Here is a 12,649-nt window from a genome sequence, read left to right on the forward strand (position 1 = left end):
CCTCTTATCTATATAAAATAGTTAAATATTTGCCTTAACAGCTGCGCTATTCAGCCGCTTGTCGATATAAACAACCGCCCTCTTATCTATACAAAATAGTTAAATATTTGCCTCAACAGCTGCGCCAACCTGTCGCTTATCGATATAAACAACCGGCCTCTTATCTATATAAACAACTGCCTCTTATCTATACAAAACAGTCAAATATTTGCCTTAACAGCTGCGCCAACCAGTTGCTTATCGATATAAACAACCGCCTCTTATCTATACAAAATAGTTAATTTTTTGATAAAGTTGCGCCAATTATGGTCTAAGAGGTTAGCATTTTGTTTAAGGAACGGTTCAAAGACGTCAATCTTAAAGGCGATTTGTTTGGTGGCGTCACCACAGCCATCATTTCCCTACCCTTGGCACTGGCCTTTGGTGTTGCCTCTGGCGCTGGCGCCGAAGCCGGATTATGGGGCGCGATACTAGTGGGCTTTTTTGCCTCCTTATTTGGCGGCTCATCAAGCTTAATATCTGAACCGACCGGCCCTATGACAGTGATTATGACCGCCATTTTAACCAGCATGGTGGCCAAATACCCTGAATCAGGAATGGCTATATCCTTTACCGTGGTGATGATGGCAGGCGGTTTTCAATTTTTACTCGGCATGCTCAAGCTAGGTAAATACGTCACCTTAATGCCATACAGTGTCATTTCAGGCTTTATGTCAGGCATTGGGGTGATTTTAATCATCTTACAGCTGTCACCATTGTTAGGTCATGCCGCTCCTGCAGGTGGTGTGTTAGGCACCTTATCAGCCCTCCCAGACACCTTAAGCAATATTAAGTTTGCTGAACTATTTTTAGGCTTACTGACTTTAGCGACATTATTTTTGTTTCCTCAGCGCTATCGTAAATACGTTCCTGCGCAACTGGTTGCCTTAGTCGCCATCACGTTACTGTCAGTGATTTTATTTGATAGTGACAGCATTCGCCGTATTGGGGTTATTCCTGCTGGGTTACCTTCTTTAGTGATACCGCACATAAATGCGGATATTTTTATTACCATGGTGATTGATGCCTTGGTGTTAGGCACCTTAGGCTGTATCGATACGTTACTCACCGCCGTTATCGGAGACTCATTGACCCGTAAAGAGCACGACTCAGACAAAGAGTTACGGGGTCAGGGCTTGGCTAATATGATTTCAGGTTTATTCGGCGCCCTGCCTGGCGCAGGTGCTACTATGGGTACAGTGACCAATATTCAGGTAGGCGCCCGCTCGCCTGTTTCTGGTATGGTTCGCGCGCTAATGCTGGCATTAGTGGTACTTGTGGCTGGCGGCTTAACAGAGCCAATACCTATGGCCGTTTTAGCTGGTATTGCGGTTTATGTGGGCTTTAATATTCTTGATTGGAGCTTCATTCAACGGGCTCACAAAGTCAGTATGCAAGGCATGGCTATTATGTACGGGGTGATGATCTTAACCGTATTTGTCGATTTGATTGTTGCCGTTGGCCTTGGGGTATTTATTTCTAACATTATTATCATTGAACAATTAAGCCAGCAGCAAGCAAGGCAAGTAAAAGCCATTAGTGATGCCGATCAAAACGATGTGCCGCTGACTCAAAGCGAACGCGGCCTGCTGGATCAAGCCAATGGTAAAGTGCTGTTTTTCTATCTGTCAGGGCCAATGATCTTCAGCGTATCAAAAGCGATCTCTCGCCAACATACCAGTGTGAGTGATTATGAAGCGATGATCCTCGATCTTACTGACGTGCCGATGATCGATGTGACTGTTGGACTAGCGCTAGAAAATGCCATTAAAGATGCCCAAGATGCCCATTGTGAAGTATTTTTATTGTGCCCTAACCTGCAAACCAAAGATCAGCTGCAGAAGTTTCATGTGATTGATTCGCTGCCAACTGAAAACACCTTTTTGTTCCGCTATGAAGCCTTACAGGCGGCCCTTAAACATGTGCAAGCTAACGGCTAGAAATATGAGTAACTGGATGGGTGAGTTAAGATAATAAATAACCCATCCTAACTTACTCAAATAAATCCTATTTTTAGCAAAAATTTCATTAAGATTTGTTAACCAGCTCGCCATTTTTACGCGACGTAATGCTATAGTGAACTCAGTTCCAAAATACTGAATTTCTGTTCACCATTTAGGGGTTATCTATGTTAAATGAGAATCACGCACTAATTTTCGACTTTCCAGAATTTAAGCAAGACATTGTTGATTTAACACATAAAGATGAAACATTTCAAAAGCAATCAAAACAATACCACCTACTGGATTATGAAATCCGCCAGTTAGAAATTGATGGCAGCCCAACCGATGACGAACACATGCACCAACTTAAAGTGCAGCGGGCTAATTTAAAAGATGTGCTATTCCAACAGCTAAAAGCCCATCACGACTAATTCGTACCAAACCAGACCCAGCGAAGGGAACGATGCGATAAAACAATCATTCCCTTCACCGCTTGTTCCACTCAGATTTAAACCAATCCTCTCCCACTCTTTTTAGCGCTATTAAAAGCAGCTAAGCGTAAATAGAAAGTCTTCATTAAACCTTAGCCACTCGCTATTAACCCATTCGTCACTATACTTCTCGGTGTTAATTTTTTAACAACCTAAGAGAGATTAAGATGAAATATATCGTATTAATAATCGGATTATGCAGCTTACTCTTTGCCGTTTCTTCTCAGGCTGAGCTTGAGATTTATAAAGACTATGACATTGGAAAAGAAGTGACTTCAATGACCACGGTGAGGATCGATCCCAACATGGAAGACGTTTACCTAGAAGGCTTAAGAGAAAGTTGGGTTAAAGCGGTACGGTTACAAAAAGAGCTGGGTTATATTAAAGATTGGAAAATTTTTGCCAGTGAATTACCACAAAGTGGCGAATTCAATATGGTGCTAATGGTGATGTTTGAAAATAGTGCCGATTTAGAACCCAATCAGGAAAAGTATAAAAACTTCATGAAAAGTTGGGGCCAAGCCAATCAAGACAATAGCCGTAAAATCACTAAAACTTATCCCAATGTAAGAACCTTAACCGGAGAATACCGATTAAGAGAAATTATCATGAAGTAGAAAAATTAAGTACAATTTAATCATTAACTTAATCCCACTTCACAATATCTAGACCACAGCCTCGCATTAAGGTTTACCCCAAATGCGAGGCTGGTTTTCAGTTTCAAACCCCTTCAGTTATAACTTCTGTAAGCACCAAGCTTAAGTGGTGTTTTAGCTTTATTTAACCGATATTGTGACAAACCTTTACGCTCCAGCCCTTTATGCAAAAGCGAGAGCTAGCGCTTATTTTCATTGCTAAAAATCCGCTATCTTGGCTATAAGACGTTTTTTTGAGCATTAACCTATGTTTCAAATTTTCACTGATTTTGCATCATGGCTAATTTACGATTTATTGGGCTTGTCGGCGCAGACAAAGCTTGGGGATGCACTGCATTTTTTTGTTGAAGACGTAACTAAGATTTTTGCCCTACTGCTGGTGATGATCTACCTCATAGCCTTAATGCGAGCCTCATTAAATGTTGAACGAGTCAGAGACTATTTAGCTGGTAAACCCAAGGGCTTAGGTTACTTGATGGGCTCTGGATTTGGGGTGGTAACACCATTTTGTTCTTGCTCCAGTATTCCGGTATTTCTTGGCTTTACCTCAGCCGGGATCCCCCTTGGGATCACCATGAGCTTTTTGATCACCTCACCGCTCATCAACGAAGTAGCCATCTTGCTACTCATGAGCCTACTGGGGATAAAATTCACCATTTTATATGTCGTGGTTGGCATGAGTGTCGGCATGTTAGGCGGCTTTTTTCTCGATGCAATAAAAGCTGAGCGCTGGCTACAATCTTTTGCCGCTGAAGCCCTCAAACGCGGTCAACAACATAGCACTGCTAATAACCCTGACGATATTCAAACCCAAGCGCTATCAATGTCACAGCGGCATCAATTTGCCAAAACTGAGATGTTTGATATTTTTGGCCGAGTATGGAAATGGGTCATTATTGGTGTCGGCCTTGGGGCAGCGCTGCACGGCTTTGTACCCGATGGTTGGATTGAGGCCCATTTAGGCGATGGCCAATGGTGGTCAGTACCTGCTGCAGTGCTACTGGGGATCCCGCTTTATTCAAACGCCACGGGAGTGATCCCAGTGATGGAAAGCTTGATTGTTAATGGCCTACCCATAGGCACCACACTGGCATTTTGCATGAGCACCGTTGCTGCCAGCTTCCCAGAATTTATCTTACTAAAACAGGTTATGCAGTGGCGCTTACTGGCAATATTATTCTGCCTGCTATTGGTGGCGTTTACCCTAGTCGGTTGGCTGTTTAATGCCTTTACGCCATTTTTATGATTTTACTGATGTAAAAAACATCGGTGATTTAACAGCTCAATAAATAAGGATTTATCATGAGAACCATTAAAATATTAGGCTCCGGCTGTAAAAAGTGTCTTGAAACAGCAGAACTTGCCCAAGCAGTTGCCGATGAAAAAGCCGTTACTGTCACAATAGAAAAAGTCACCGACATGGCACAAATTATGGCTTATGGGGTAATGAGCACACCTGCTGTGGTGGTGGATGAAAAAGTGGTTCATAAAGGCAGTAAGCCCACTAAAGAGCAACTGGCGAGCTGGCTATAGCCAATCAAAGTGTCGGGGTAACTAACACTATAAAAAGCCTAAATAACCAATCCCATTAGGCTCAATAGGATTGGTTATAAAAACCTTTGGCAACTAACCTGCGATAGGTTTATGGCCAGATGGTAGTGTTTCAGCACTCTTAAATAACATATACACGCAGGTGGAAAACAAGCAGACACCTAAATAAATAATTAATCCGTTGCCGACATCGGTAAATGTGGTCGCCAATAATGGCCCTAATACTGAGCCTACGCTGTAACACAGCAACATCACTTCAGTCGCTGAAACCATTTTCTCTTGGGGCAAATTATCACAAGCCAGCGTTATCGCTATTGGATATAGAGCAAAACTCGCAGCACCTAGGCATAGTAAACTTAGCCCCATCATGACTAAACTGGTTGACTCCAATATGCCTAACACTGCAACGCAGCCAACAAGACAAATAATTGCCATAAGTAAACTTTTACTCATGCGAGTCGACATGCTGCCTGCAATCGGCTGCACCGCCATGCCACCCACAATGACTATTGCCATCAATAGCCCTGTATAGTCAGCATAAGCACCTGATAGACTGATATATAGCGGCATTAATCCATAAATTGGTCCCAGTAATAGTCCAGACACCATACATCCGATGATCGCTGGCCGGCTCAAATGACGAATGTCTATGCGGTTAAAGCGCTGCTGCTGATGACTACGAGGCTGACCATGTCGAATAAGCACTGGTGCCAAAGTGGCTAAAAACAACAACGCTAATACAAACAGATAAGGCGTAATGCCTTCAGTACCGAATACAGAAATAGCCAGCTGTCCAGCGGCGCTACCTCCGTAAAGTGCCGCCATGTAAAGACCGAGACGTTTAGCACGCTTTTTAGGGCAATTGGACATCAAAAGCCAAGACTCCACCACCACAAAGATGCCTGCAACCGCCAGTCCAGCGATAAATCGCGCTGCAAGCCAGCTGATCTGATGAGGTAGCAGTATCATTGTTACCACCGTTAATGCCAGCAGACATAAAAAAACGATAAATGCGCGCCGATGACCAAGTCGCTTAATCACCTTTTGAATACAAGTAGCACCTAATAAAAGACCAAAATAAAACACACTTGCAAGCCAAGGAGTTAACGATGGACTAAGGCCAAAGTATGGTAAAGATAATGGTACTAGGCTCATTAAAAAGCCTGAAGCGATAGCGAAAAAACTTAAACCAATAACTGGTGTAACAATGGAGTTTTCACCACTGTCATGAGTAATTATGGACAATTTGAGGATACTTAACATGAAATTTAACGTGCTTGCGCATACTTGTCGGCTAAAGGCTTAGTTATACCCAAAGACTATTTGCGGCGAATGTAATACTGAAGCAGAAATAAGTAAAGTAAAATCTGCTACAGCTCGTTTAATGGCCAACAAATTGTCAAATTTTGCTATAAAGGTCATATTTTGTGGTTATTTCGAACGAAATAAAAAGGAAGTGATATTACTGTCAGCCTAAAAAATCGTTAATTAATATTGGCTAAAATACAGTTTAAAGCTAACAAAACAGCTAATAAACACTATTTAAGCTATGATTTTTAGCACTTATAGGCAGATATAACATGAATGATGCAAAACTAGAATTAAAGGGGCTAAATATAAAGCAAAGGAGTTTTAGCAAAAAAATTTTGAGGCATATGTTAGCGGTACATGCGAGCCAAATAGCAATCGAGAAAGCTTGTTAAGAAATACGTCTTAGAATTATTAATGAGCCTCAAATCTAAAAACCATTAAATGAAACTAATGCTGCACTTTGAAGGGGGCTTGAAGCCTCCTACAGATGAACAACAAACCCAGCAGTATTCTAGCGCAGAATTTTACATCAGCTTATTGATATAAGATAACTTGAATCACTTGGTATTGATGAAAAAACCTAAGGGAATGGGTCTATCTCCCTTAGGCCTCTATCACTATGCTTAAAACACAATGCTCATAACACAACATTAGCCTCTAAATAACGGATGTTTTAGTGGCAAAACTGTCACATTGACTCTAGCTTGTTTAAAATAATTCACTAACTTGTCTTGAATTGACCAATTTGTTCTCTTAATTGCTGTGACAAATGATTAACCTGCACACTGGCACTATGTGATTGGTCGGCATTGCTGGCCGTTAATCTGGCTTCATCACTAATATTGACAATATTACGATTAATTTCATCACTGACAGCGGTTTGCTCTTCTGCTGCTGTGGCAATTTGGGTGGCCATATTAGAAATCATCGCCACCGATTCGGTAATTTTAGCTAAGGCCTCACCCGCTTGTGCTGCCTGAACAGTGCTTTTATCGGCTTGCTCACGGCTTGAGTCCATTACCGATACCGCATCTTTAACACCGGTTTGTAACTGTCCAATCATTTGCTGAATTTGATTAGTTGAATCTTGAGTTCGTTTAGACAAGGTTCTGACCTCGTCTGCCACTACCGCAAAGCCACGGCCGTGCTCGCCCGCGCGGGCAGCTTCGATGGCGGCATTGAGTGCCAGTAAGTTAGTTTGCTCTGAAATACTGCGGATCACATCTAAAATGCTACCTATATTATCGGCATCGTTTTGTAATTTTTGTAACGCATTGGCAGCTTGTTCAACCCCGCCAGAGAGGTTATCGATCGAAGCGATCGTTTGCTGAACTATCATGTCACCATGGACCGCTTGGGTATCAGAATCTTTAGCTGCTTGCGCCGCTAGTTCGGCATTATTAGCTACTTCCACCACGGTTGCTTGCATTTGATTCATCGCTGTAGCAACTTGTTCGGTTTCACCTTGTAAGCGCTGCATGCCCGCTAAGGTTTCGTTACTGGCCGATTTAAGCTGCACACTTGCCGTACCTAACTGCTGAGTATTACCATTGAAATCAATAATTAACTCACGAATATTACCTACAAATACATTAAAGTTGCCAGCGACCTGATTAATTTCGCTATTACCACTGTCATCTAGCGACACGGTAAGATCTTTAGAGCCTGAAGCCACATTACTCATGGAATTATCTAAAGCGTTAAGCGGAGTGAAAATATTGCGGTAAAGGGCTGACAAAATAATGATAATAAACACACCAATGCCAATACTGCCCCACAATTGCACACTGGCAGCTTGCATGGTGGAATTTAGGGTTTCTTGTACCGCAACAGTAAATTTACCATCTAACTCTTGGGCTAATTCATCTAAATTATCAGCTAACTCTGACGATGCTTGGTCAAAGCCACCAGCACCTTTCATCAGTAAATTACCAGCATCGGTCCCCTGAGTTAGGTAAGCATCTGCCATATTCACACCAGATTCATGCAATTGATTAATTTGACGTTTAATCGATTGAGCTCTTGCAGTATATTCCGGTGCCGAACTGATAAGTTTATCCATATTTGCTTGAGCGGCATGCAAACTTGCTAACGCTTCGGCTTTGGCTTCATCACTTTTTGTTGCGCCAACATCGGTTAAAAACTGCTGAATTTGTACAACATCATAGCGAGTATCTTTTAAAGCAAAAATAGTATTAACCTGTTTTTCTTCATTTAACACACTTTCATAAATAGAAGATTGCTGGGCATTGCTCACCCAAACTAAAACGATTAAAGCCAATAATGATAACGAAATTGTAATTTGAAGCATTCTCTTAATTGAGACATCTATACTCATATAACTACCTTTAAAGATTAAGCCCTACTTTAAAATATAAATCGGAGGAATTAGCTTAAATTCACCGTGATTAATGACCTGAATATCAAGTTATTTCAGTTGTCAGTATGGGGTTTGGCGAGTGGTTATTACTCTTAAACAGCCTTTATTGAGCATTAAAGTACTTAATAACATGACTCAATAACATTGGCCTCTAATATTCGTGTAGTACACGATTAGACCTGTATATAGACATCGACTTATTGAGGGAAAACTTTAATGGAGATTTTGCAAGATAATGACCTTTGGCTTAACAAGTTTCACTTGTTAAAGTCAAAGGCCACTATTTTATGAAAGGCATAACTGACAGGGTATTATGGTTTTATCAACAGCAATCAACCGACGTCAAAGCGGGCAAAGGGATTATAACAAGGCCGATTAGCGCCGTAGTATTGCAGCGCCTCTGTGGCAGGGTTACTGACTTGGAAATAATTGGTCGACATCATAAAATCAGTGACTAATTTTCGCTCATACTTATCAATCCAAATAGCACGCTTTTTAACAACCAAATCAAACATTGAAGATTGATCTAATATAATAATGGCACGCAGCTTCATCTCACCATATTCAGCGGTAAAATGATCACAAAACAATTGCAGGTTTTCATCGCTAATATTTAGCTTACCCAGTAAACGATCAAGGCTAGAAACGATAAAATTTTGGGTATTTAATGTATGCACTCCATAAAATACCGCCCCACCCAGCCCTGCGCCAACCGCTGCAACTTTAAGAAACGAGCGTCGAGAAAGACTAGTACCACTCATATTAAACCCCCATTCTCGCTGCGCGCACTGCTAATGCTGCAGCCGTTAAGCTAGGATTAGCACAAGAACAGCTTGGAAATACTGATGTGCCCACCACAAATAAGTTTCGGTATTGATGATGAATAAGGTTTGCATCTACCACTGAGCCATCATCAATGTTGCCCATTCTCAAGGTGCCCTGTAAATGTGATTCAGTCGGCCGCCAGCCACGAAAATGAATCGCTTCCACAGGTAATGCATCAAGTACCTTAGGTAATTGCGCTAAAGCCTGCTCAATACCTTTTTTGGCGTACTCAGATTCTCCGGTATAGCTCACTACCGCCTGCCCTGTAGTAGCATCAATAGTGACATTATTGGATTTTTGGGGGAGATCTTCAGCGACAATGACTAATGGCAGGGTTTCTCGCCAGCGACCCACTTCTTTTCTAAAGCCATAAGGCCAACGATTTTCAAAGTAAATCAAACAAGAAGCGTGATCTTTTCTAAACTCGCCATCATACAAGGCATAATTGAGCCCTGTGGTAATAGTGCTACCATCAAAGTTCTCTAAACCGTCTAAATACACCTCTACTTTTATCCCAATTTGCTCGTGTAGCCCTAGGCCCGTGTCACCAAAATCCATTTTCGATCGTAGCAATATCGCAGGGCTTTGTATGGCGTTGGCGCCTAAAACAAACTTGTCGGCGCTGACGGTATATTCTTGATTGTTGTTGATAAAAACCACGCTAGAAACCGCGCTATCACTGTGCTGCATATGCCTTACTTCAGAGTTTAAACAGGTATGCACTCTTGGGTCTGAATACACCTGCTGAAAACCATTATGCACAGTAAATTTGGCCTGAATGGGACATAAATTACATTTGGCATTAGAGCAGCAGGCCGCCCGTGTATCAGTTGACACCCTTGCTCTGGCCGTTGGCATGATAAAGTGGCTGTCCATATTGGCATTTTTCATGATGCGATCAATGGCAGTGGGTCTATGGGGCGGTTGTGGGAAAGGTTTTGAGCGAGGAAGCATACTGTGCATATCAGGGTCGCCTGACACCGACATAATGCTTTCGACATCACAATAATAGGGCTCAAGATCGTCATAGGAAATCGGCCAGTCATTGCCGACCCCATACAAAGAGGCGGTTTTAAAATCTGCAGGATGAAATCGAGGGGTTTGGGCAAACCAGCAATTCATTCCACCACCAAAACCAATGGTGCAATTCCATTCTTTTTCAGCTGTATTTTTAAAGGTATCGGCAGGATCAACAGCCGAATTTTTACCTTGGGATAATTGCCAATTCCACGAATGATAATCGCCCCATTCCAGCACGAGAATATTACCATTAATTTTTTTTAGCGCCTCAAGTAAAAAAAATGAAGCTCCAAAGCCAGAACCAATAATTATTAATTCATACTTTTGCTGCGAAGCTTGTTCGGCGCTGACAATATTTAAATTCATCGTTATGGGATTCCTTTTCGCTGGTCGCTAACATGAGACCGTTAAATTTAATCCTTAAATACGGCCCTTAAATACGGCCTTTATTTTTAGTTAATTAAATATGGTATCCCCGATACCTTCATATTCAGCAACTAGATAACAATTAAATCATGCAAAATATCTTTATATAATTCCATCGTTATATAATTGATTGTATATAAAAACAATACAAGCGTTCTCCCCACCAAAATACCAATTTCAGTAGTAAGTTCTAGTTAATGGCCGCAGTCCTTTATCTACCATCACACCTATTCGATTAACTAAATCGATATTCATTAGAGTAAAACATCAACAAGTTTATAAAGCGCATTGGGCCACATCATATTTTAGTTATAGCATAAAAAACGGCCAATCAATGATTGGCCGTTAGGGTTTACTGCGATTATGTTTAAAACCTTAGCAAACAAGCATGAGGGCTATTAACGCCACACACCCCACTCACCTGTAGTACCAGGCTCTTCACCTTGAGTCCACCACTGAGCAGTCCACTCTTGGTTATTATGCATCACCTTTTCACCGCCATTATAAACAGCAGATGCACTCCATTGCTCTCCAGGCAATGGCTCAGGGCTTGGTCCTGGTTCTACGTCAGTTGGGGTAATAGTAAAACTATAAACCGTTTTATCTTCTTCGCCTTGACCTGAAACAGTAAGCTCAAAACTGACTTCTTGGGCGACATTCTCAAGCAAAACAGTGTTGATAATTAGCTCATCATTTTGACCAATAGCGGTTTCAATCGGCAAACCTGCCACTTGCACCCAAGAGATTTGTTCAATATCGCCTTTGCTGCTTGCTGGCGTTAATACCACGTACTCACCATGGGTAACGCTAGCGTTAGTAATTTCTTTTAACACTGTTGGCGTAATCACAGCTTCAACAAACTCATTGTTTGCTGTGATACTGAACTCTCCATAAGCCTGTCCATTACTGGCATTAAAGAAGTTATTATGTAGCTCATTTCTGAAATACATATAGTGATTCATTTCTGCATGCCAGCGGCCAATAAACACGTTACCGCTATATTGAGTCTCGTAATAACCGTTGACTTGTGAGGCTAATAAGCGATCCCAATCGAGTTGATTGTCTGCGGTAATTTCTAACGAAAAGCTAGAGTGAATATCACCATTGTCACTAAAGACTTTATAATTAACCGACTCACCAAGCTGAGGGGTATTAAGGCTGATATCAGCAGGAATAAAGGCATCGCCTTGCTCTAAGTATGGCTCGCTTGGTTCTGGATCAACCGGTGAATCACCTGAAATGGTAATGTCACTACAGTTATAGAATCCTTCACCAACGGTGTCATCTCGCTGCCAGCGAGTAAACAAAATCGCATCGCCTGAACGATCGGCTGGGATCGCAATGTCCATGCGGTACTTTTTATCGGCATCCACAGCAACATTGCCGTACTCTTGGATTAACTCTAAGTCATCCCATTTAAGTGGCTTAGACACATCAACACCAGGCTTGGTTAAATAAAACTGCCAGAATGAAGGGTTGTGAGGCGCGGTTGCATTAAACACGTACTCAAAAGTACCAGTTGGCAATTCAGTGCGGGTCCACTGTGAATGCTCAGCACCCATACCGCTTTTTTGCGCATCATTGGCATAACATAAGCTGCCATCAGGGATAGCCGCTTTTACCACTTCCATATCATTGTATGTCGGTGCAGGAATATTAATGGCAAATTCATTACGCTGAATAAATGGATAAGTACCAGAAATCGCTTTGGCTTGTGCACAAGCCGCATTAGGTGGTGTGCCACTCCACAAGCCACCTTGCTCGTAACAAATTGATTGTCTTGCTTCAGGAAATTCAGCCCAACCATGGGCATGAGCACTTTGATTAGGTATTAAGATGTACATTGCTGACACAGCAGCGACGGCACCGAAAAACTTATTGGTTTTCATGTAAATATCTCTAGTTATGACGTAAAAGAAGACTGCAGACTCAAGGGCGATAATGGATGAATATAAATAACCAACAGTGGTCTGTTCGCGCTACATCATAATTAAAAAAAACCATAAG

At 41.8% G+C, this 12,649-nt stretch carries 10 protein-coding genes; 5 read left to right on the top strand and 5 right to left on the bottom strand.

What is annotated here, in order from left to right; all coding sequences use genetic code 11:
* Positions 1-323 precede the first annotated feature (323 nt).
* The 5 genes from Q4591_RS18920 (at position 324) to Q4591_RS18940 (ending at position 4,662) form a co-directional block, all read left to right on the top strand.
* Complete coding sequence (locus Q4591_RS18920) at positions 324-1,979, top strand: SulP family inorganic anion transporter (RefSeq protein ID WP_198589947.1); 1,656 nt, start codon at positions 324-326, stop codon at positions 1,977-1,979.
* Between the two features lie 188 nt (positions 1,980-2,167).
* Entirely contained in the window at positions 2,168-2,413 is a 246-nt protein-coding gene (locus Q4591_RS18925) for a YdcH family protein (RefSeq protein WP_102439323.1), read from the top strand.
* A gap of 227 nt (positions 2,414-2,640) precedes the next feature.
* Complete coding sequence (locus tag Q4591_RS18930) at positions 2,641-3,090, top strand: hypothetical protein (protein ID WP_198589337.1); 450 nt, start codon at positions 2,641-2,643, stop codon at positions 3,088-3,090.
* Between the two features lie 286 nt (positions 3,091-3,376).
* Entirely contained in the window at positions 3,377-4,375 is a 999-nt protein-coding gene (locus tag Q4591_RS18935; protein WP_303411779.1) for a permease, read from the top strand.
* Between the two features lie 56 nt (positions 4,376-4,431).
* Positions 4,432-4,662: a thioredoxin family protein gene (locus Q4591_RS18940; RefSeq protein ID WP_102520482.1), complete on the top strand. Its 231-nt coding sequence runs from the start codon at positions 4,432-4,434 to the stop codon at positions 4,660-4,662.
* Between the two features lie 93 nt (positions 4,663-4,755).
* Here Q4591_RS18940 and Q4591_RS18945 read toward each other — a convergent pair whose 3' ends face one another.
* From Q4591_RS18945 to Q4591_RS18965, 5 genes are all read right to left on the bottom strand, one after another.
* Complete coding sequence (locus Q4591_RS18945; protein WP_303462440.1) at positions 4,756-5,925, bottom strand: MFS transporter; 1,170 nt, start codon at positions 5,923-5,925, stop codon at positions 4,756-4,758.
* Positions 5,926-6,712: 787 nt separating this feature from the next.
* Positions 6,713-8,329 (bottom strand): methyl-accepting chemotaxis protein, encoded by a 1,617-nt coding sequence (locus Q4591_RS18950; RefSeq protein ID WP_102439319.1) that lies wholly within the window; start codon positions 8,327-8,329, stop codon positions 6,713-6,715.
* A 374-nt stretch (positions 8,330-8,703) separates the two neighbouring features.
* Positions 8,704-9,132, bottom strand: a complete 429-nt coding sequence (locus Q4591_RS18955; protein ID WP_102531462.1) for a twin-arginine translocation signal domain-containing protein — start codon at positions 9,130-9,132, stop codon at positions 8,704-8,706.
* 1 nt (position 9,133) lies between these two features.
* A complete protein-coding gene (locus Q4591_RS18960) occupies positions 9,134-10,582 on the bottom strand; it encodes a GMC oxidoreductase (RefSeq protein WP_102475493.1) in 1,449 nt (482 codons plus the stop codon).
* A 458-nt stretch (positions 10,583-11,040) separates the two neighbouring features.
* Positions 11,041-12,531 carry a lytic polysaccharide monooxygenase gene (locus tag Q4591_RS18965; protein ID WP_102439316.1) on the bottom strand — a complete coding sequence of 497 codons (1,491 nt, stop codon included), beginning with the start codon at positions 12,529-12,531 and terminating at the stop codon, positions 11,041-11,043.
* Positions 12,532-12,649: the final 118 nt, after the last annotated feature.

Source organism: Shewanella sp. 3_MG-2023, assembly GCF_030548765.1.
GTDB lineage: Bacteria > Pseudomonadota > Gammaproteobacteria > Enterobacterales > Shewanellaceae > Shewanella.